Annotated in this window: 24 protein-coding genes and 2 pseudogenes; 15 read left to right on the forward strand and 11 right to left on the reverse strand. The window is 64.5% G+C overall.

The genetic code is table 11. The features are described 5' to 3' along the window. Nucleotides 1-260: pseudogene (locus tag RMO81_RS02980) on the forward strand (YncE family protein); the annotation flags it as partial. On the opposite strand, the gene RMO81_RS02985 reads toward RMO81_RS02980, so the two are convergent. The 4 genes from RMO81_RS02985 to hemE are packed head-to-tail and all read right to left on the reverse strand — an operon-like array spanning nucleotide 257 to nucleotide 4574. After that, nucleotides 257-652, reverse strand: coding sequence for a nuclear transport factor 2 family protein (locus tag RMO81_RS02985; protein ID WP_310474248.1), 396 nt, complete (start codon nucleotides 650-652; stop codon nucleotides 257-259). The pseudogene RMO81_RS02980 and the gene RMO81_RS02985 overlap by 4 nt on opposite strands. Next, nucleotides 649-3078 carry an ATP-dependent helicase HrpB gene (gene hrpB / locus RMO81_RS02990; RefSeq protein ID WP_310474250.1) on the reverse strand — a complete coding sequence of 810 codons (2430 nt, stop codon included), beginning with the start codon at nucleotides 3076-3078 and terminating at the stop codon, nucleotides 649-651. The genes RMO81_RS02985 and hrpB overlap by 4 nt, the downstream gene beginning before the upstream one ends. Then, complete coding sequence (locus RMO81_RS02995; RefSeq protein WP_310474251.1) at nucleotides 3078-3527, reverse strand: CopD family protein; 450 nt, start codon at nucleotides 3525-3527, stop codon at nucleotides 3078-3080. The genes hrpB and RMO81_RS02995 overlap by 1 nt, the downstream gene beginning before the upstream one ends. Beyond that, nucleotides 3528-4574 carry a uroporphyrinogen decarboxylase gene (gene hemE, locus RMO81_RS03000; RefSeq protein WP_310474252.1) on the reverse strand — a complete coding sequence of 349 codons (1047 nt, stop codon included), beginning with the start codon at nucleotides 4572-4574 and terminating at the stop codon, nucleotides 3528-3530. Nucleotides 4575-4945: 371 nt separating this feature from the next. Between hemE and RMO81_RS03005 the strand changes: the two genes are divergently transcribed. From RMO81_RS03005 to RMO81_RS03050, 10 genes are all read left to right on the forward strand, one after another. After that, on the forward strand, nucleotides 4946-5785 hold the full coding sequence (locus tag RMO81_RS03005) for a pyruvate, water dikinase regulatory protein (RefSeq protein ID WP_310474253.1): 840 nt from the start codon (nucleotides 4946-4948) through the stop codon (nucleotides 5783-5785). Further along, nucleotides 5785-6378: a nucleoside triphosphate pyrophosphatase gene (locus RMO81_RS03010; RefSeq protein ID WP_310474273.1), complete on the forward strand. Its 594-nt coding sequence runs from the start codon at nucleotides 5785-5787 to the stop codon at nucleotides 6376-6378. The genes RMO81_RS03005 and RMO81_RS03010 overlap by 1 nt, the downstream gene beginning before the upstream one ends. After that, complete coding sequence (locus RMO81_RS03015) at nucleotides 6375-7187, forward strand: shikimate dehydrogenase (protein WP_310474254.1); 813 nt, start codon at nucleotides 6375-6377, stop codon at nucleotides 7185-7187. Before RMO81_RS03010 ends, RMO81_RS03015 begins: the two co-directional genes overlap by 4 nt. Continuing rightward, complete coding sequence (coaE, locus tag RMO81_RS03020; protein WP_310474255.1) at nucleotides 7184-7768, forward strand: dephospho-CoA kinase; 585 nt, start codon at nucleotides 7184-7186, stop codon at nucleotides 7766-7768. The genes RMO81_RS03015 and coaE overlap by 4 nt, the downstream gene beginning before the upstream one ends. 297 nt (nucleotides 7769-8065) lie before the next feature. Beyond that, nucleotides 8066-8740, forward strand: a complete 675-nt coding sequence (gene dnaQ, locus RMO81_RS03025; protein WP_310474256.1) for a DNA polymerase III subunit epsilon — start codon at nucleotides 8066-8068, stop codon at nucleotides 8738-8740. Between the two features lie 42 nt (nucleotides 8741-8782). Further along, entirely contained in the window at nucleotides 8783-9412 is a 630-nt protein-coding gene (gene hpf / locus RMO81_RS03030) for a ribosome hibernation-promoting factor, HPF/YfiA family (protein WP_310474257.1), read from the forward strand. Nucleotides 9413-9419: 7 nt separating this feature from the next. After that, nucleotides 9420-9914, forward strand: a complete 495-nt coding sequence (locus RMO81_RS03035; protein WP_310474258.1) for a PTS sugar transporter subunit IIA — start codon at nucleotides 9420-9422, stop codon at nucleotides 9912-9914. Nucleotide 9915: 1 nt separating this feature from the next. Continuing rightward, nucleotides 9916-10254 carry a DUF1491 family protein gene (locus RMO81_RS03040; protein WP_310474259.1) on the forward strand — a complete coding sequence of 113 codons (339 nt, stop codon included), beginning with the start codon at nucleotides 9916-9918 and terminating at the stop codon, nucleotides 10252-10254. 33 nt (nucleotides 10255-10287) lie between these two features. Continuing rightward, nucleotides 10288-10851 (forward strand): cell wall hydrolase, encoded by a 564-nt coding sequence (locus tag RMO81_RS03045; protein WP_310474260.1) that lies wholly within the window; start codon nucleotides 10288-10290, stop codon nucleotides 10849-10851. A gap of 55 nt (nucleotides 10852-10906) precedes the next feature. Continuing rightward, nucleotides 10907-11386, forward strand: coding sequence for an MmcB family DNA repair protein (locus RMO81_RS03050; RefSeq protein WP_310474261.1), 480 nt, complete (start codon nucleotides 10907-10909; stop codon nucleotides 11384-11386). Between the two features lie 19 nt (nucleotides 11387-11405). On the opposite strand, the gene RMO81_RS03055 is transcribed toward RMO81_RS03050, so the two are convergent. The 3 genes from RMO81_RS03055 to RMO81_RS03065 form a co-directional block, all read right to left on the reverse strand. Beyond that, nucleotides 11406-11951 (reverse strand): ActR/PrrA/RegA family redox response regulator transcription factor, encoded by a 546-nt coding sequence (locus RMO81_RS03055; protein WP_310474262.1) that lies wholly within the window; start codon nucleotides 11949-11951, stop codon nucleotides 11406-11408. A 2-nt stretch (nucleotides 11952-11953) separates the two neighbouring features. Further along, nucleotides 11954-13246: an ActS/PrrB/RegB family redox-sensitive histidine kinase gene (locus RMO81_RS03060; RefSeq protein ID WP_310474263.1), complete on the reverse strand. Its 1293-nt coding sequence runs from the start codon at nucleotides 13244-13246 to the stop codon at nucleotides 11954-11956. 79 nt (nucleotides 13247-13325) lie between these two features. Continuing rightward, nucleotides 13326-13895, reverse strand: coding sequence for an ankyrin repeat domain-containing protein (locus RMO81_RS03065; protein ID WP_310474264.1), 570 nt, complete (start codon nucleotides 13893-13895; stop codon nucleotides 13326-13328). 109 nt (nucleotides 13896-14004) lie between these two features. Here RMO81_RS03065 and RMO81_RS03070 point away from each other — a divergent pair, with 109 nt between their 5' ends. The 3 genes from RMO81_RS03070 to RMO81_RS03080 are packed head-to-tail and all read left to right on the forward strand — an operon-like array spanning nucleotide 14005 to nucleotide 15811. After that, on the forward strand, nucleotides 14005-14622 hold the full coding sequence (locus RMO81_RS03070) for an SCO family protein (protein ID WP_310474265.1): 618 nt from the start codon (nucleotides 14005-14007) through the stop codon (nucleotides 14620-14622). Then, nucleotides 14612-15049: a YcgN family cysteine cluster protein gene (locus RMO81_RS03075; protein WP_310474266.1), complete on the forward strand. Its 438-nt coding sequence runs from the start codon at nucleotides 14612-14614 to the stop codon at nucleotides 15047-15049. Before RMO81_RS03070 ends, RMO81_RS03075 begins: the two co-directional genes overlap by 11 nt. 48 nt (nucleotides 15050-15097) lie before the next feature. Continuing rightward, nucleotides 15098-15811 (forward strand): YgjP-like metallopeptidase domain-containing protein, encoded by a 714-nt coding sequence (locus RMO81_RS03080; protein WP_310474268.1) that lies wholly within the window; start codon nucleotides 15098-15100, stop codon nucleotides 15809-15811. Here RMO81_RS03080 and RMO81_RS03085 read toward each other — a convergent pair. The 3 genes from RMO81_RS03085 to RMO81_RS03095 are packed head-to-tail and all read right to left on the reverse strand — an operon-like array spanning nucleotide 15808 to nucleotide 18667. Continuing rightward, the gene (locus RMO81_RS03085) at nucleotides 15808-16554 is read right to left on the reverse strand and encodes an alpha/beta hydrolase (protein WP_310474269.1); all 747 of its coding nucleotides are present in this window, start codon (nucleotides 16552-16554) and stop codon (nucleotides 15808-15810) included. The two genes, RMO81_RS03080 and RMO81_RS03085, sit on opposite strands and share 4 nt — an antisense overlap. After that, on the reverse strand, nucleotides 16554-17288 hold the full coding sequence (locus RMO81_RS03090; RefSeq protein WP_310474270.1) for a DsbA family protein: 735 nt from the start codon (nucleotides 17286-17288) through the stop codon (nucleotides 16554-16556). Before RMO81_RS03090 ends, RMO81_RS03085 begins: the two co-directional genes overlap by 1 nt. Before the next feature lie 32 nt (nucleotides 17289-17320). Next, nucleotides 17321-18667: a M48 family metalloprotease gene (locus RMO81_RS03095; RefSeq protein WP_310474271.1), complete on the reverse strand. Its 1347-nt coding sequence runs from the start codon at nucleotides 18665-18667 to the stop codon at nucleotides 17321-17323. Nucleotides 18668-19046: 379 nt separating this feature from the next. On the opposite strand from RMO81_RS03095, the gene RMO81_RS03100 reads away from it, so the two are divergent. Then, nucleotides 19047-19538, forward strand: a complete 492-nt coding sequence (locus RMO81_RS03100) for a hypothetical protein (RefSeq protein ID WP_310474272.1) — start codon at nucleotides 19047-19049, stop codon at nucleotides 19536-19538. 188 nt (nucleotides 19539-19726) lie between these two features. On the opposite strand, the pseudogene RMO81_RS03105 reads toward RMO81_RS03100, so the two are convergent. Then, nucleotides 19727-20331 (reverse strand): annotated as a pseudogene (locus tag RMO81_RS03105) (RNA polymerase sigma-54 factor); the annotation flags it as partial.

Consider the following 20331-nt stretch of genomic DNA (forward strand, 5'->3'; position numbering starts at 1 on the left):
CCGCCGTGACAGGCCGGGTAAAGGTCGATGCCAGCCTGGCCTATGGTGATATCGATACCGGCGGCGGCAAGATCTGGCTGCGCACAACCGCCGGGCAGACAATGGTGGTGATCGATGCGGCCACGCTGGCGATCAACGCCCGGCTTGGCGAACCCAGCGGCAGCGGCGCCATCCGCTACACGCCGTCCGGCATCTGGACATCAGCGCACGACCGTCACAGCCTGTCGTGGTGGCCCGATCCGGCCCGCCTCGCGCATTAACGCCGGGCCAGGGCAGCCATCAGCGGCGCCGCGATGGCGCTGTCGAAATACTCCCGCACATGGGTGACGCGGCCCGCCACCACTTCCGCGACGATACACACCGGCAACCGCAGCACATCGCCGCTGGGCAATGTGCCGCCAGCTGTGTGCTCCTCGACAAAACCGCTGGTCGTGCTGGCGCGGATGGCATCGCCATAGCCCCAACCGGGCACCGCCTTGTGCACCATGGCGTTGAACTTCAGCAGGGCTTCAAGGTTGATCGGGGCCGCGCCATTTTGCACCAGCTGAAAATTCAGCGCACACAGGCTGCGCACGGCATCGGCATCATTGGCGGCCAGCGCGGCAAACAAGGCTTCGGCGATCTGGGCGTTGTCCATCTGGGGTTCCTTCATTGGCCGGGCCGTTTGGCGCGTAGTGTTGGCGGCGCTTCCAGTGGATTATCCGGCCACGGGTGTTTGGGATAGCGGCCTTTCAGATCCTTCTTCACATCAACCCAGCTACCCGCCCAAAAGCCGGGCAGATCCTTGGTGACCTGGATGGGGCGGCCCGCCGGCGAAGTCAGCCGCAGCGTCAGCGGCACGCGACCTTCAGCCAGCATGGGATGGCGGGCGAGGCCAAATAATGTCTGTACCCGCATGTCGGCGGCGGGCCCGCAATCGGCGGCATAATCAATCTCGTGGCTGCTGCCGGCCGGCGTGGTGAAGCGGGCGGGCGCGAAACTGTCGAGGCGATGACGCTGGTTCCAGTCGAGCCGGTTCTGCAGGGCTTCGGTGAGCTGTGCATCCGACAGATCAGACAGACGGCGGCCGAGCAGCGGGGCCAGCCAGTCCGCCAGCCCGGCGAGCAAGGCGGCATCGTCGCTGGCCGGCAGATCAAGGCCTTGCGCGGCGGCAAAACCAAGGCGGGCGCGCAACGCCAAGGCGGCCTCACCCCACGGCAGCACGGTCAAGCCATTGGTGGCCACCGCATCGAGCAGGGCAGCGCGCACGCGGGCCGGATCGGGCCGCTCCATGGGCTGACGGGCCAAGGTGATGGCGCCCAACCGGCGTTGCGTTTCAGCGGTCACCCCGGTGGTGGCCGAATCAAAGCCAAAAATCACACGGCTTTCGATGCGGCTGGCCAGCAGCTTTTCAATATCCCCGTGCAGCGGCGCGCCCAACAGCAGCCGCGCGCCGGCCGCACTGCCGCTGGCATCGGCCACCACGATCCATTCGCTGCGCGCCAGCGGCGAGTCTGGCGGCGGCGCCACAGCCCGACCATTGGCCATCAGAAACGCTGCACCGCGCCGTTTGGCGATGCGGTCGGGCAGACCCAGCGCCAGCACTTCGCCGGCGGATTCGATATCGATGTCGGTCTCGGTCGCGCCCACAGCGCGCGCCCAGCGCTGCGCCAGCTTGGCCGCGGCATCGGCGCGCTGGCCACGTTCACGCCCCCAGCCAGTCAGCCGCTGTTCCAGATCATCGCTGCGCCCGCCCAGCCCACGCTCCCCCATCAGCACGGCGATGCGCGCCGCCAGCAGGCCATGGCCGCGTGCCGCTGCCATCACCAGCATATGGGCCTGTTCGGGCGCCATCGGCAGCGCGGCCAGTTTCTCGCCGTGGGCCGTCACACGACCTTGAGGGTCGATGGCGGCCAGCGCCTTCAGCCGGGTCTGCGCTTCGGCGACAGCCACAGCGGGCGGCGGATCGCGCCACGGCAAGGTCGATGGGTCGGGCACCCCCCAGCGCGCGCAATCCAGCACCAGGCCGGCCAGATCAGCCTCCATGATTTCGGGCGGATCAAAGGGCGCGCGGCCCAGTGTTTCGGCGGCTTCCCACAGGCGGATCGCCACGCCCGGCGCGGTACGACCAGCCCGGCCGGCGCGTTGGGTGACCGCGGCCTGGCTGGAGCGCACAGTCACCAACCGCTGCAAGCCAACGCTGCGATCAAGCTGCGGCCGCCGCGACAGGCCGGAATCAACCACAACACGCACGCCGTCGATGGTGATGCTGGTTTCGGCAATCGAGGTGGCCAGCACGATCTTGCGGCGACCCGGCGGCGGCGGCGCGATGGCGGCGCGCTGATCACCAGCTTCGCGGGCGCCGTGCAGGCGGAACAGATCGGTGTCGGCTGGCAAGCGGGTTTCCAGCCGCTCGGCAGTGCGCTCAATCTCTGCCACGCCGGGCAGGAAGGCGAGAATGGAGCCGCTTTCACTGGCCAGGGCGCCGCGAATGGCGCTGGCCATGGCATCCTCCAGCCGTTCGGCCTGATTACGGCCGATGTGGCGTAGATCGACCGGGAACATGCGGCCGGCGGATTCGACCTGCACCAGGCCCGGAATGATGGCTGCGAAACCCGCCACATCCAACGTTGCCGACATCAGCACCAGCCGCAGATCCGGGCGCAGCGCAGCGCGGGCTTCAAGGGTCAGGGCAAGGGCAAAATCGCTGTCGAGGCTGCGTTCATGGACTTCGTCGAACAGCACGCCGGCCACACCTCCCAGTTCCGGATCACTGACCAGCATACGTGTGAAAATGCCTTCGGTTACCACGATGATACGTGTGGCAGCTGACGTGCGGGCATCAAGGCGCGTGCGATAGCCGATGGTCTGACCCACCGCTTCGCCCATTTGTTCGGCCATGCGCTCGGCCGCGGCGCGGGCGGCAAGGCGACGCGGCGAAAGCAGGATAAGCTTGCCCGATTGCGCCCAGGGTTCGGACAGCAAAGCTGGTGGCACCGCCGTGGTCTTGCCGGCACCAGGCGGCGCGACGAGCGCGACAGGCGCGTTGGCCGCCAGTGCCGCCTGCAACTGCGGCAGCACGGCGAGCACCGGCAACATCAGAACGGCTTGACGATCACCAGTACCGCCACCGCCAGTGTGACCAGCGAGGGGATTTCATTCATCAGTCGCAACCGCCGCTCAGTCACGCTGCGATCGCCAGCAGCAAAGCGCTTCGAGGTTACCACGCTCCAATGATGGAACCAGGTCAGCAGGCAGACGAACCCGAACTTTACCACCAGCCACAGCGGCCAACCAAGGTGAAAGCCCAGCGACAGGCCGGCAATCCAGCTCACAACCATGGCCGGCGACAGAATGATGCGGCGCAGGCGGCGGCAGCGTTCATCCCACAGCGCCGATTCCGCCGCAGCGGGTGCGACCGGGTGCCAATAAACCAGAAACCGCGGGATCATGAACAGGCCGGCCATCCAGAAGATGACAAAGGCGACGTGCAACGCCTTCACCCACAGATAGGCGTCGCCGAGCCAGCCCAGGCCCCATTCGGTCACTTACAACGGCTTCCGCAACAAGCTGAACAGATGTTCGACATGCTCGATCGGCGTGTCCTGCAGGATGCCGTGGCCCAGATTGAAGATATGCGGGCGGCCCGACAACGCATGGCGGATACGCAGCGTGGCTTGCTCCAGCGCTTCACCGCCGGCAATCAACGCCAGCGGATCGAGATTGCCCTGCACCGGCATGCCCGGCGGCAGCATGGCATCGGCCCAGGCCGGATCGACGGTTTCATCAAGGCCGATCGCATCGACGCCGGTTTCAGCGGCATAGGCCGCAAGCTTGGCACCGGCGCCCTTGGGGAAACCGATGATCGGCACTTCGGGATGACGCACCATCAGGCGGCCGACGATATCGGCGTTAGGCGCGATCACCCAGCGTTCGAACTGCGCCGGGCTGAGCGTGCCTGCCCAGCTGTCAAACAACTGGATGGCCTGCGCGCCGGCTTCGATCTGGCCCGACAGATAGTCCACAGTGACCGCAACGATGCGATCGATCAGCGCCTGAAACCGCGCCGGGTCCTTGTAGGCCAGGCGGCGGGTTTCGGCCTGATCCTTGCTGCCATGGCCGGCAACCATATAGGTGGCGACCGTCCATGGGCTGCCGGCAAAACCCAGCATCGTCACCGACGGATCAATGGCCTTGCGCACCTTGGCGACGGTTTCATAGATCTTGGCGAAATACAGCGGGTTGGGCTGAAGCTGCGAGAAATCGCCATCGTGCAGCGGCGGCGTGAGCTGCGGGCCTTCGCCTGGGCCGAAGCTAAGGCCCTGGCCCATGGCATGCGGCACGATCAGGATATCGGAAAACAAAATGGCGCCGTCCATGTGGAAACGGCGCAGCGGCTGGATGGTGATTTCAGCAGCGCAATCGCTGTCGTAAACCAGTTCCAGAAAGCCGCCCTTTTCGGCCCGCAAAGCGCGATATTCGGGCAGATACCGCCCGGCCTGCCGCATCAGCCACACCGGCGGCGGGTCACGCTGTTCGCCCTTCAGCACAGCGAGCAGCGGCGGGTCTTGCGGAGAGGATTTCACATCAGCCATGTCGCTCCCTTTCGGGCCAGTGCCAAAGCCGGTCAAGGCCTCGCCTGCCTCCTACTAACTGAAAAGAATCTGTAAGGATTGTGGTCTGTAGTAGGCGGCGGAATCGTGGGGATAAAAATATACTCGCGCATTTATCCACAGGCGATGGTTTTGGCGACTCGGCGGAATCAGGCGATTCGTTCTGTTCGTCCCCGTTTTCCACAGCCATGTCTGTGCATATATCCGCAGCCCCATGAAACCGCTGGCGAACCGGGGGTGGTCGGGTGGAATTGGCGCTTGCCGGATGCTCCACAGCAGCGTTAACGCTTTGCCCCTATGCTTATCCACAGAGTCTTGCAGTTGAAATATTTGCGGCGGGGCCAGCTGTAACCGTGGCTGATACCTTGCACCTGCATCTGATCAGCGATTCTACCGGCGAAACGCTGGAATCGGTGGCCAAGGCCAGCCTGGCGCGATTCGAGGGCGCCCAGGCCGTGAAGCATTTCTGGCCGATGGTGCGCAGTGAAGGCCATCTGGATCGGATCATCGAGGAGGTCGCGAAAAAGCCCGGCCTGGTGATCTATACGCTGGTTGATGGTGCCGTGCGCGACCGGTTGGAAAGCCGCTGTGCCACGCTGGGCTTGCCGATGGTATCGCCGCTCGATCCGACCATTTCTGCGCTGTCGGAACTGCTCGGCCAGGCCGCCACGCGCCGGCCGGGCCGCCAGCACGTGATGGACCAGGCCTATTTTCGCCGTGTCGATGCCATCAACTACACGATGGTCCACGATGACGGCGCTCAAACGGCGATCGAGGAACTGGAAGAGGCCGATATTCTTTTGCTGGGCGTGTCGCGCACCTCGAAAACGCCCACCTCCATCTATCTGGCCAATCGTGGTTATAAAACGGCCAATATCCCACTGGTGCCGCAGTCACCGCCGGCGCCGCATGTGTGGACAGTGCAGGGCCCACTGCTGGTTGGCCTGACCACCGCGCCGGATCGGCTGCAATCGATCCGTCGCAACCGCCTGCTGACCTTGGGGCAGACGCCGGACACGGATTATGTCGATGTCGAGCGTATCGAAGCTGAAGTCGCCTTTGCCCGTCGGTTGTTCGCGGATCACGATATTCCGGTGATCGATGTGACCCGCCGCAGCATTGAGGAAACAGCCGCCGCCATCATCAACCTGCACCAGGCCCGAACCGAAAAAGGCGTGGAGACGCAAACGTGATGCTGGTGCTGGCCAGCCAATCCGCCGCGCGCCGGGCAATGTTGAACGCCGCCGGCGTGATGCATGAAGCCTTGCCGGCCCATGTTGATGAAGATGCCATCACCGCCGGCCTGGTTGTGGAACAGGCCAGCCCTGAACGCATTGCCGATGCGCTCGCCGAAGTGAAGGCGCTCAAGATCAGCCGCCAGCACCCCGGCGCCTTGGTGCTGGGTGCGGACACGGTGGTGGTCACTGCCGACGGCAGCATGATCGCAAAGCCTGAAACCCGCTCGCGTGCCCAAGCACAGTTACAGCAGCTTTCCGGAACCACGCATCGCCTGATCTCTGCGGCGGTGATCTGCGAAGCGGGCAAGCCGGTGTGGCGCAGTGCGGCGGCGGCAAAGCTGACGATGCGCCCGCTCAGCGACGCGTTTGTCAGCGCCTATCTTGATGAGGAAGGTGACGCCGTGCTGGGCTGTGTCGGCTGTTATCGCATCGAGGGGCTGGGAGCCCAGCTGTTCAGCCGCATCGAGGGGGATCAGTTCGTGATTCGTGGTCTCCCGCTGCTTGCCGTTCTGGACTATCTGAGGGTCAGGGGAGTGCTGGCCACATGAGAGAACCTGCCGTTGCGGGCGTGATTGGCTGGCCGATCAGCCAATCAAAATCACCGCTGATTCACCGTTTCTGGCTCGGGAAACTGGGTCTTGATGGTGACTATAGCCGTTTTCCGATTCGGCCCGAGCAAGTGGGCACGTTTGTGCGGGCACTGCCGGTCATGGGCCTGCGCGGCGTAAATGTGACAGCGCCGCACAAGCTGGCCGTGATGGCGCACCTTGATGGGCTGGCCCCGGAAGCGGTGGCGGTAGGGGCAGTCAACACCATCGTGGTTGGCAGTGATAATCGCCTGATCGGGCACAACACCGATGCCGCGGGCATCATCGGGCCAGCCGGCGTGATCATGGCTGGGCGGACGGTGCTGGTGATTGGCAGCGGCGGCGCCGCGCGCGCTGCGGCTGCCGCCGCGCGAGACAGCGGTGCGGGATCGCTGTGGGTGATGGCTCGCAACTATAATGCTGCCGGTGCCTTGCTGGCGGCATCCGGATTGCCCGGCGGCGTGCTGGCGATGGACGATCCGCCGCCGGCCGATACCGGGCTGTTGTTCAACGCCACCACGCTGGGCATGGCCGGCCAGCCGGCGCTGACGATCAATCTATCGGCATTGCCGGCAGATGCCGTGGTGTTCGATGCCGTTTATGTGCCGCTGGAAACGCCGCTGCTGGCAGCCGCCCATGCGCGCGGGCTGGTCACCATCGATGGGCTCGACATGTTGATCGGCCAGGCGGCCGAGGCCTTTCGGCTGTTCTATGGGGCCGATCCGCCACGCCGCCATGATGGCGAACTGCGGGCCATGCTCACCAAATGAGTCGCACCATCATCATCGGCCTCACCGGGTCCATTGGCATGGGCAAATCCACCGTGGCCGCGATGTTCCGCAAACTGGGTGTGCCGGTGTTTGATGCCGATGCCGAAGTGCGGCGCGTGCAGGGGCCTGGCGGACGAGCGCTGGCAGCCATCGAGGCGCTGTTTCCCGGTACCACGCATGCCGGCGGCCTGCACCGCGAGAAGCTGGGCGCCGCCGTATTTGGCGACCATGGCAAGCTGCGCCTGCTGGAACAGATTCTGCATCCGCTGGTGGCCGAAGCGCAAAGCGAGTTTCTGGGCGCGCACCGGCTGAAACCTGCCATCGTGCTGGATGTGCCGCTGTTGTTTGAAAAGGGCGGCTGGCGCCGCTGCCACTTCAGCGTGGTGGTGTCTGCACCGTTTCGCGTGCAGCGCGCCCGCGTGCTGGCGCGGCCCGGCATGACCCGTGAAAAATTCGCCGGCATATTGAAAGGCCAGATGCCCGACCGCGAAAAGCGCCGACGTGCCGATGTGGTGATCGAAACCGGGCGCGGCCGGCGGGAGACGTGGACAGCGGTGAAACAGCTGGTTTCATCGCTCTAGGGTCAGGACCTATTGATTTCGTGCCCCGGCACGGTCCGCAGGTGCCCGGCACGAGTGAGTGAGCGCAGTGGCGCACCCTGACGGGTGCGTCCAAGCGAAGCGAGCGCTGTGCCGGGCACCTGCGGACCGCCCTTCGGGTTGCCCGGAGAAGCGAAATGGCGTTGTCGATGTCGCTTGCCGGGGGCGGAGCCCCGCCTGCGCGACCTCTCCTAGCCATTTCGCTTCTCCGGGCAATGAAGGGGCATGAAATCAATAGGTCCTGACCCTAGGGCTTGCTCCGCCCACCATCATCGCTACATGAGCGCCATGCGCGAGATTGTCTGGGACACCGAAACCACTGGTATCATGCCAGGCGACGGCCATCGTATCGTCGAGATCGGTGCTGTGGAAATGATGAACCGCACCGTCACCGGGCGGACCTATCACACCTATCTCGATCCGCAGCGCGCCATGCCCAAGGATGCCGAGCGCGTGCACGGCCTGTCGTCGGCCTTCCTCACCGGTCAGCCGATCTTTGAACAGGTGGTCGATGATTTCCTGGCATTCATCGGCGATGCGCCGCTGGTTGCGCATAATGCCGCCTTCGACATGGAGTTCCTCAACTGGGAACTGAAGCGCGCCGGCATGCCCATCGTGCCGATGACCCGCGCCATCGACACGCTGGAAATCAGCCGTAAGGCCAACCCCGGCGCCAAGCATACGCTTGATGCGCTGTGCACTCGCTATGGCATTGATCTTTCAGCCCGCGTCAAACATGGCGCGTTGCTGGATGCGGAACTGCTTGCCCGTGTCTATATCGAGTTGACTGGTGGCCGGCAGATCGGATTCGACCTTGCCAGCGACGCGGGCCGGGACGACACTGCCTATGAGCGGGTGAGTCTCGCCGCACGGGCGCATGATGCCAGCGAGGAGGAGCTGGTACGGCACGCCAGTTTCGTGTCCGGCCTGAAAGACCCGCTCTGGCTGTCGTGACACTCAGGTGAGTGTGCACGGCTGAGCGAGGAGAAAAACGACATGGATATCCGGATTTCAGGGCACCAGGTTGATACCGGGGCTGCCTTTGGCGAGCATGTGCACGAACGACTGGCGGCTATGGTGGCGAAATATTTCCCACGCGCGCTTTCGTCCCACGTTACGCTGGGCCCGGCCCCCCATGGCCATTTTGCGTGCGATATCGTGATGCACGTCATGGCCGATCTGATCCTCAAAGGTTCGGCACGCGCCGGTGAAGCGCATCTCGCCTTTGATGCTGCTGCCGAACGGATCGACAAGCAGTTGCGCCGCTACATGCGCCGGTTGAAGGATCGTCATTCCCCCGCTGCCGGACGGACACCGCTGCCGCTGGCCGAACTGCCGCCGCTCGACAATGCCGAATACAAGGTGTTTGCCGCCGCGCCCGACGATGGGGAGCCGGAAGGCGATGCACCGCTGATCATTGCAGAAACCCGCGTCGATATACCCACTACCAGCGTAAGTGATGCTGTGATGATGCTGGATCTGCGCAACACGACGGCGCTGTTGTTCGTCAACAGGGCCTCAGGTGCGCACAACATGGTCTATCGCCGGGAAGATGGCACAATCGGCTGGGTTGAACCCCGCGCCGACGTCGCCACCCGCCCACGGCAAGCCGCGATAGCAGAATAGGACGGCAATGAACGCAGTGTCACAAGCTTTTGGCCAAACCTCCGGCTTTGCCGGGCTGGTGGCGGCAGGCGGGGTCATTCCCCAACTGCCGGCACTGTCCAAGGAAGCGGCCTTGCTGGCGTTGGGCCGGCTGGCCGCCGATCTTGTGGGCCAGTCTGCCCTGATCATCCACGAACGGTTGCGCACGCGTGAGGCGTTGGGTCCAACCGGGTTTGGCGGCGGCGTGGCGATTCCACACGCGCGGCTGGCGGGCCTGTCTGCGTGTGTGGCGCTGGTGGCGCGCTTGCCGCAGCCCATCGATTGGGGCGCGGTGGATGGCCAGCCAGTTGATCTGCTGGTGCTGTTGCTGTCTCCCGAAACCGCGGGCGCTGATCACCTGAAGGCCCTGGCGCGGATCAGCCGCGCGCTGCGCGATCCGGAAATGGTGCCAGCCTTGCGGGCGGCCGACACAGAAGCTGCCATGCTGGCCGCCCTGGCCGCCCGAACAACCGTCGCTGCCTGATATGCAGCATGACGACCCGCTGCCCCGGCTGGCCAGCCGGGTGCGGGTGGATGCATTGATCCGTCGGGTCAGCACAGCTGGCGGCTTCGCCACGGTGCTGGCGCGGGGTGATGATGAAGCCGGTGCCATTGCTGTCGTGACTCGTGATGCCGGTGAAGAAGCGCTGCGCGCAGCGGTGCTGGGGGCCGCTGGCCGGTATGAATTTGCCGAACTGGCGCGTGGGCCAGATGTGCAGGCGTGGATCGAAAAAGCCCGCCGCCGCGACCCAGATCTATGGGTAATCGAACTGGATATCCCGCAGGCAGGGCAGTTCGTCGCCGAAATGCTCGACGGCGGTTGATTGCCCTGCACCACATACGCTTCAACAATCGTCATGGTTTCACCGGCTCTTCACGGCATCAACAAGGCAGCGGCGCGCATCGCTGCGCTGCTGCTGTTTGCCGTTGCTGGCCCGGCACTGGCCGAAACCAGCCTGCCCGTCCTGCCCGGTGAAGATGATCGCGTGATGGCGCAAACCGCTACGTCCGCGCCTGCTGGTTTGCCTGCGCTGGTGCAGATGGTCGCTGCAGCGCCTGCTGCTGCCAGCGCTTCTGAACTGGATTGCCTTGCTACCGCCGTGTGGTTTGAAAGCCGCGGCGAAACCCTGGAAGGCCAGTTGGCCGTCGCTCAGGCCGTGGTCAACCGCGCCAGGTCCGGCAAGTGGGGCAAGGGCGTGTGCGGCGTGATCAACGCGCCGCGCCAGTTCAATTTCAACGCCGCCCGCGTGCAACGCTCCACTGCCACCTTCACCACGGCACTGGCCGTGGCCCGCATCGCCGCCGCTGGCCTGTGGCACGATATCGCCGAAGGTGCCCACAGCTTCCATTCGGTTCGCCTCAATCCCGGCTGGCGTCTTGCCCGGGTCGCAAAGATCGGCAACCACGTTTTTTATCGCTGATCGCCGCGCGTCCCAGGGGTTGCTGTTCCCCTGATGTTCCGCCAAAGTTGCCGCTATGGCGCCCGAATTTCCCTCCACGCCGCTAACCGCGACCGATGTGCTGCGTGGCACATGTCGCTGGTTGTTGCGCGCCGGCGTTAGTCCTCTGGCCGAGGTGCCGCTCGCCGGTGGCCGCCGCGCTGATATCCTGGGGGTCGATAGCGCCGGCCGGCTGACACTGGTAGAAATCAAGATCAGCCTGTCAGACCTGCGCGGTGACCGCAAATGGCCGGACTATCTCGATCATTGCGACCGCTTCTTCTGGGCGGTGCCAGCCGGGCTGCCACTCGATGATCTGCACACCCCGGCCTTCCGGCCAGATGAAACCGGTCTGATCATCGCTGATCGCTTTGACGCCGAAAGCGTGCGCGATGCGCCGTGGCGGGCGCTGAACGCCGCTCGCCGCAAAGCCATCACGCTGAATCTGGCGCGGCGCGCCGCACAGCGGTGGATCGGCCTGATCGATCCCGAAAGCGGGCTGATCGGGCTGGATTAGCCGCGGATCACTTCGGCGCCTATTTCGGTGAGCGTTTCGCCAGGATCCGTTGCAACGTGCGGCGATGCATCTTCAGCCGCCGCGCGGTTTCCGACACATTGCGATCGCACAGTTCATACACGCGCTGGATATGCTCCCAGCGCACGCGATCGGCCGACATCGGTTCCGGCGGTGCTTCCGGGCGAGAGCTGCCATCGGCGGAAAGCGCGCGCACAATGTCTTCCGGGTCGGCCGGCTTGGCCAGATAATCGATGGCGCCGGCCTTCACGGCGGCAACGGCGGTGGCGAGATTGCCATAGCCGGTGAGCATGACGATGCGCACATCCGGGCTCATCGCGCGCAGTTCGGCAACGAGATCGAGGCCGTTGCCATCTTCCAGCCGCATATCGACCACGGCATGGGCGGGTTTCAGCCGGGCGGCTTCCACGCGGGCTTCCTGCAGGCTGCCGACGGCCGTGACAGCATAACCCTTGCGTGCCAGCAGCACCGAAAGTCGCTGCCGGAACGGGGCATCATCATCAACCAACAGCAGCGGGCGGCCCTCGGTTTCCGGTATAGTGGCCATGGTCATTGCTCCTTTTCGCCCGCATTGGGGTCATTAAACTCAAATTCGTCCCGTGGCCAGCGCACCTCCACTCGGGCGCCGCCTTCGGGCCGGTTGGAAAACGCCAGCCGGCCGCTCGTGCGTTCGATCAGCGTGGTGGCGATGAACACGCCAAGGCCCGTGGAATCGGATTTCGATCGCGACGGCCCCAGCAAGGGTTCGCCCAAACGCGGCAACAATTCGGGCGGAATGCCAAAACCATCATCCAGCACCGCGACGCGGATTTCCGATGGGGTGATGATGGTTTCCATCCGCACTTCGGTGCCGGCGTGACGCACCGCATTTGATACCAGATTGTTCAGCGCGTGCAGCAGTTCGGGCGAACGCTGCACCATCGGCTGCGGGCCGGAAACCACCACCTTCACCGGCACCCGCGCCGGCTTAACGCTCTGCGCCACTTCGTGCAGCAGCAGGTCCAGCGCCAGGATGGCGAACGGGTCCTCGGCTTCGGCCCGGGTGGAAAGATCCTTCATGATGCGCCGGCTGCGCGCAGCTTCGGCGGCGAGCAGGCGGATATCCTCGCCAAAATCCGGATCGTCGCCCAATTCCTCTTCCAGGCTGTGGGCAATCAGGCTGATCGATCCCAGCGGCCCACCCAATTCATGCGCCGCCGCCGCTGCCAGGCTGCCAAGTGCGTTCATGCGGGCTTCGCGGGTGAGTGCCGCTTCGGTTGCCACCAGCGCCCGCGCCCGCGCCCGCGCCTCGGCCGAGACCATCCACAGATAGGCCGCCAGAAAGCCGATCGCGAGGCCATAGGCGATCCCGTCGCCGATCCGGTAAACCAGCGGAAATTCGGGTGGCGGGCCGCTCCACGGCAGGGGTTGCGCCCATGCCCAGATCACCCCCAGCACGCCCAGGGTCAACACCAGCAGCGGGGCCATTTCCCGCGCTGTCAGCAAGGTGGCTGCGATGGTGACCGGCACGATCAGCAGCAACGAAAACGGATTGGCCAGCCCGCCCGTGAGGAACAACAGCACCCCGGCCTGAATCAGATCGAACGACAGATGCAGCGACAATTCGCGGCCGGTCATCCGGTCCGTGCGCTCATACAGGGTCGAAAGGCCAAAATTGAGGATGACCGACGCGCCAACGGCAGCCAGCAGTGATCCCCACAGCAATGGATAGCCAAACCACAAGCCGACCACCAGCAAGGTGGTGAGCTGGCCCAGGATCGCAATCCAGCGAATGCCGGCCAGCGTGCGCACGCGCACCCCGGGTCGATCGAAAGCGGAAGCCGCGATGGAGGGCCGATCCATCTTCACGCTCTAGCCGCCGCACGCCGGTTTGCCCATGCGGCGTGTCGTTCCACGTGCCACCCTGCCGGGCAGCGCGCGCTCAGAGCGAGGGCCCCTGCACGCGGCCGGTGGCTTTCACCGGAACGTCTTTCAGCAGTTTGGCGATGCTGGCGGCGCGGGGATCGCTGGTGGCCACGGTGCGCGCGGTGATGCCGCTGTTATCGGCAACGTCGGGACTGGCGCCGGCATCGATCAGTGCCTTGGTCAGGGCAAGATCGCGTGTCTGCACCGCTTTCAGGATCGCGGTTTCGCCCAGCCGGTTCTGGGCGTTCACCTGCGCCTTCAGCCGGATCAACGTAGAGGCGCCTTCGCTCCAGCGGCTGATGGCGGCAAGGATCAGCGGCGTGTTGCCATCGCGATCCTTCAGGTTGATGTTGGCGCCTTTCTGGTACAGCAGCCCCAGCCAGCCAAGATCACCGCGGCGGGTGACGATGTGGATGCCGGCTTCCCCGGTATCGGCGTCTCGGGTGTTCACCACGGTGGTGCCGGGCTGATCGGCCAGTTCGATGGCCTTGTTGATGTCGCGATCCTTCACCGCCTTGATGAAGTTGTAGCTGTCGGAAAACTGTGCGGCAGCCGGGCTGGCTGCCGCCATGGCTGTTGCCAGCATCACCAAAACCAGAAGTCGCTGCAGAAGTCCTTGGCACATCATCGACAAACTGCCACCTTTTGCTTATGCCCCGCAAGGCAATGATAGCGCATAGCCACATCAATCGTCCATGAACAGGGCCAAGAATCTGCGGCTGTTCCTGGTGCTCGCGGTCGCGCTGGTGCTGGCGGCCGGCTTGGGCTGGATGCGCTTTGCCGCTCCTCAGGCAGCTTCCGGCAATCTGGCGGGTGCCAGCCTGGGCGGGCCGTTCATGCTCATCAATCAGGATGGGAAAATCGTGCGCGACACCGATTTTGCCGGGCGTTGGCGGCTGATCTATTTTGGCTATGGCTTTTGCCCCGATGTTTGCCCCACCGATCTTGCGCTGATCGGGCGCGGCCTGCAGGCGTTTGAAGCGCAGGATGCGGCCCGTGCCCAAACGGTGGCGCCGATCTTCATCACCATCGATCCGCAGCGTGACACGCCGGCCACCTTGAAGCCGTTTGTTGCCGCCTTTCACCCGCGCCTTGTCGGGCTCACCGGGACGCAGGCGCAGATTTCAGGCGTCACCAAAGCCTATGGCGTCTATGCCAAACGCATGGAGACCGGCGACGCGGAGAATTATCTGATGGATCACAGCGCCATGGTCTATCTGTTCGATCCCGACGGCAAACCGGTGGCGTTCCTGCCGCATCAGGGGCTCACCGCCGATGCCGTCACAGCGTTGTTGGCCACCCATGTCGGATAAACCGTTCTGGGAAACCACCACGTTCCACCACATGACGCGGGCGCAATGGGAAAGCCTGTGCGATGGCTGCGGCAAATGTTGCGTGCACAAACTGGAAGATGAAGACACCGGCGAAGTATTTCCCACCAACGTCTGCTGCCGCCTGCTTGATACAAGCACGGGGCAGTGCAGCGACTATCGCAACCGCAAGGCGCTGGTGCCGGAATGCGTGCGGCTCACGCCCGGCAAGCTCGATGATCTCGATTGGCTGCCGGAAAGCTGTTCCTACCTGCGCGTCCACCGTGGCCAGGGGTTGGCGCCGTGGCATCATCTGATCACGGGTGATCGCGAATCCATCCACCGTGCCGGCCAATCCGTGGCGGGCAAGGTGATCAGCGAGGATCACATTGGCGATCTGGAAGATTTCATCATCGACAAGCCACTGTAAGACCTGCCGATGCTGCCCCGGATGCTGCTGCCCTGGCGACGCCCCCAATTGCCTGAAGAACTGATCATCGCCGGCCGCCAGGTGCTGGTGGTGGCAACGCGCCGGCCGACGGCACGCGGGGTACGGCTGCGGGCCAGCGCTATCAGTGGCCGCATCGAGGTCAGCCTGCCGGCACGCGGCGGGGAGGCGGCAGCGGCGGCGTTGTTGCAGTCCCACCAGGCCTGGATCGCGGCGCAGGTGGCAAAATGGCCAACGCCAGCGCCCTATGTGCCGGGCGGTGTCATTCCCTTCAATGGCGAGATGGTGCGCGTCGACTGGCAGGTGGAACATCCGCGCACGCCGGCCTTGGTGGGCCAGAATCTGCGGGTGGGCGGGCCCTTGCCGTTGCTGAATGGCCGCCTCGAACGCTGGCTGAAGGCGCAGGCGCTGGCCGATCTGGAACCCGTCACCCGCCGCCTCGCCGATCAACTGGGCCGGCCGCTGGCGCGCGTGTCGGTGGGCGATACCAGCAGCCGCTGGGGCAGCTGTGCCGGCGCCCGTTCAGGAGAGGGCGCGCGCATCGCCTATAGCTGGCGGCTGATCCTCGCGCCGGCCTGGGTGCGCTTTGCCATCGCCGCGCACGAAGCGGCGCATCTGGTGCACCAGGATCACAGCCCGGCCTTTCATGCGCTCAACCGCCAGCTCGATCCCCGTGCCGGCGAGGCGCGGCGCTGGCTGGCGCGTCATGGCGCGGCGCTACATTGGGTGGGGCGACAGGCCTAGAGCGGGTGGCCCAGCCAGGCGGCGATGGCGGTGCCGAAATCCGGCTTGGTCACGGCACTCATGTGGTTGCCGGCGATTTCCACCAGCGCCGCGTTGGGCAGTTCCAGCGCCAGCGCCGGGGCCGAGCCATTGTCGCGGTCATCCACGCCGCACAGCACCAGCATGCGGGTCTCGATGCCGCGCAGCACCTCGATCGGAGTCGAAACAAACGTATCGAGCAGCAGGCCAACGGCGACGCCATCCACCTTGTTCTGTTTCATGAACGCCGCCGCAAAGGATTCGGGGCTGCCGGCGGGCCAACCATCGGGCTGCGTCACGACTTTCTTGAAGAAGTCGGCGCGCGCGGTGCCGCCAATCAGCCCTTCCAGCCCCATGCCCGACAATATCGCCTTGCCCGGCTTCAGTCCGCGCGCCAGCAGTCGCGCCAGCGTGCGCGCACCCATCGAATAGCCGGCGATATCGAAATCGGTCAGGCCCAACTGGGCAATCAGCGCCTCGACATCCATGGCCAGCACATCGGGCGGGTAGGCGGCGGGATCGTGCGGGGCGGCGCTTTGCCCGTGGGCGCGGAAATCCGGCATGATCACCCGGTACCCGGCGCTGGCGATTTCGGCCGCCGCGCCATAGCGTCGCCAGTTCATTTCGCCAGACGAAAACAGCCCGTGCAGCAGCAGGATGGGCCGGCCTTCACCCAGTTCGACAACCGCAATTTCGGCCCCGTCAAACCCGGAAAAGCGCGCCATCACCGGCCCTTTTCGGCGCGGGCGGCGGCCACTGCTTGCTTCAGTTCATCATAGCCGACTGCGCCCGACATGATGCGATCACCAACAATATAGCTCGGCGTGCCGGTGAGCCCAAGACCACGGCCCAGCGCCAGATTGCGGTCCACCTCTGCCTTCAGCGCGGCATTTGTCAGATCGGCGGCCACCTTGTCTTCCGAAAGGCCAACGCCCTTCACAATGCCCATGGTGCGCGCCAGGCTCACCCGGCCGGGGCTGTCGAACATGGCATCGTGGAACTTGCGATACTGGCCTTGCGTTGCTGCCGAAAGGCTGGCCATCGCAGCTTCGGTGCTGGCCGGCGACAGCACCGGGAAATCGCGATAGATCACCGTCAGTTTCGGGTCGTCCCGCATCAGCCGCGCCACATCGGCATGGCCCTGCCGGCAATAGGGGCAGGCATAATCAAAGAACACCACCAGCTTCACATCACCCTGCGGATTGCCGGAAACAGTGCCGGGGAAGGGCGTTTCCAGCGCCGCACGGTTGGCGGCCAGCGCCTTCTTGCCTTCGGCCTGCTCCAACCGGGCGACGGCTTCGGGAATGATCTCCGGATGGCTCAGGATATAATCGCGCACGATGGCTTCGATTTCAGCGCGATCGGCGCGCTGCGGCTTGGCTGCCTGTCCGCCCGCAGCCATTGCCGTGCCGGCACCCACGCCCGCACCCATCAAGCCGATGGCCAGGGTCGCAGCCATGCTGAGCTGCCGATTCCAGAATCCCGCCATCATTACCTCTTCTTGCGTTTCTGCTGTTCCAGCGCATCGCTGGCCACCAGCATGATATCGTCTGCCCGGATAAAGTCGGGCGTCCCCGCCGGCAAGCCCGCCCGTGCTGCCCTCGCGTTCATCATCGCGCCCATGGCATTGCCTTCCAGGCTGAAGCGTTCGGCCGCGGCCAGTGCGGCGCGCGGTTTGTCGCCGCGACGATCATAGATCACGCCCAGCTGATACCAGGTGAAGGGATTCTCCCGGTCCAGGCTGACGGCTTTTCTCAGCAACGGCTCGGCTTCGGCCTGCAGTTTCGGGTCTTCGCTGGTCACCAGCGCATGGCCGAGCAGCGTGATGATCATCGGTTCGAACGGCGCCCGGTCTACAGCGCGGCGCAGCAGCGGCAGGCTGTCCTCCACCTTGCCGGATTCCAGCAATATCTGGCCTTCCAGTTCCAGATAATAGGGATCGTTGGGGTTCAGCGCGACCAGCTTGGCGGCTTCCGCCATTGCCTCTGTGGGATGGCCTGATCGGTGCCAGGCATAGGCACGGGCATAAAGCGCGGCGGCCGTGTTGGTGCCTTCCGGATAACGCTGCATCACCAGCGGCGGCTCCTGCACAAAGCCGATCAGCTTGCCCTTGATGCGCTCGAACTTGGCCTGCAGCGCTTTGTCCGGCGGGGTGTTCCAGGCCGGGTCCTGCTCATACACCGCGAGCAGATTGTTGACCCGCGTCGATGACAGCGGGTGGGTGCGGGCATATTCATTGTCCTGTGGGATGGCGAGTCGATACTCCAGCCCCTGCAACTTGCGGAAAAATTCAATGCTGCCCCGCCCCGAAATGCCGGCCTTCGACAGATAAACCGCGCCGGCCTGATCGGTGCGGCTTTCCTGATCACGGGTGAAGGCGAGGAATTTGCCCTGCGCCGCCGCCGTGCCCAGGCCCAATATCGCCATCCCGGCCTCACCCGCGCCGGCTGCCACCGCCAGCGCCGCACCCACCAGCGACAGCAGCGAAATCTTGCTGGCCGGCCCAGCGCCTTCGCCGAACCGCACATTGTGGCCGGCCGCGATATGGCCCAGCTCGTGCGCGATCACGCCCTGCAACTCGTTCACATTGTCCGCCGCGGTGATCAGGCCACTGTGGATGAACACATTCTGCCCGCCGGTGACGAACGCATTGATGCTGGGATCACCCACCAGTACGAACTGCACGCTGCGTGGATCCAGCCCCGCCGCATCGACCAGCGGCCGCGAGATCTCCCGCAGAAAGGCCTCGGTTTCAGCATCGCGCAGGATGGACTGCGCCCAGGCCGGGCCGGGAAGCAGCGCCAGGGCCAGCGCCAGCAAGGAAAAAAAGATGCGCATGGATGCTGCTCTTGCCTAGCACAGTTGAACTGGCGGTGAAGGGGTGACGGCAAACGCCAAACAACCGGCGCTGGCCTGCGCGTTGATGGCGAGCGGTAAGGCGATCGACTGAGTCCGGATGGAGAAGTTGAAGCGGCGCCTCCGGCGGGCAGGGTCGCAGACCCTGCACCCATATGTTTTCCGGGGTGCTTGCTCAGGAAGTGTCCGTTTGCGACAATTTTTCGGACCTTGGTTCAGCTTTTTAGTGAACGTGAAAGCGGACGCTATTTGGGGGTTATTGCACCTGGCACCGCAATCCCTTGATGGATCGATGGTCGAGAACTTGAAGTCCTACCTTTTTTGTGAATTAGAGACGGAGGCTGCGGAATAGGAGACGGTGGTGCTGACGTTGATGCTAATGTTGGCGACATCGGCATACGTCGTACCGCCCGGCTTGGCGCTAGTGGGCGGCTTGGAAGGTTGCTGGCAAGTAAGCGGGCAGGTTGAAGGCAAAGACTCGCCGTCGATTGCGCAGGGCAAGTGGCATTTGGGCAGACGCTATTTTACCCTGCACCTGCGCGCGACCGGATCGGACCCGTATGAAGCAGCAATCACCTATGGCGCTGGCGAGCAGCCTCAAGGTATCGGGTCGGTATTTTCGGACACTTTCGGTGGCCTGTACGAACCCTCGTTGGGTCGCGGCGAGCTAGAACAGGATGGTTTTGTGCAACGCTACAGCTTCTCGGACGCGACGTATCTCAATAGATTTAACCGCTCCGGCTCTGGCTGGCGTTGGACCATCACCGAGCAGTCTAAGGACAAGCCGCCGTCAGTGTTCGCTGACTATCAACTGCGCCCGGCTCCGTGCCGCGGGATGCGGTTCGATTATTGAAGGCTTAGCTGTCGGGTCAAAGCGGTGTCGAAACCGAACGGTTGTGACACAAACGGAACGTCTGCTTTCAACTATCGTTCTCCGATAGCAGACAGTCAGCTCCCCACCCCATATCGACCATAGAGCGCCGGCCAAAAAAGCAAACGGGTGCAGGGTCCGCGACCCTGCCCGCCGGAGGCCCACTTCCCCTACGCCGCGCGCATCGCCCGCGCCCGGCGGCGTTGCACGGACGACCCCAGCCCCAGCGCCTCACGATATTTGGCCACCGTGCGCCGCGCGATGTCGAAGCCTTCGCCAATCAGCAACTCGACCAGCTTGTCGTCGGACAGCACATCCTCGCCCTCGGCGGCGATCAGGCGGGCGATGCGGTCCTTCACGGCCAGCGCCGACGCGGTTTCGCCGTCGCCGGAGCCGACACCGGAGGTGAAGAAGAATTTCAACTCATACTGGCCGCGATCGCACAGCAGATATTTGTTGCTGGTCACCCGGCTCACGGTCGATTCGTGCATTTCGATGAGTTCGGCGACCTGGCGCAGGGTGAGTGGCTTCAGCTGGCTCACGCCTTGTTCGAAAAATCCCTGCTGCAGGCGCACGATTTCGGTGGCCACCCTGACGATGGTGCGGGCGCGCTGATCGAGCGCTTTCAGCAGCCAGTTGGCGCTGGCCACGCATTCGTTGAGGAAGCCGTGGGTGGCCTTGTCGGCCCCGACGGCGAGTTCGCTGTGATAGTCGCGATCGATGATCAGGCGCGGCAGCGTCGCCTGATTCAGGCTGATCTGCCAGCCGCCATCGG

The sequence above is a fragment of the Sandarakinorhabdus sp. genome (assembly GCF_031422795.1).
Classification (GTDB): Bacteria; Pseudomonadota; Alphaproteobacteria; order Sphingomonadales; family Sphingomonadaceae; genus Sandarakinorhabdus.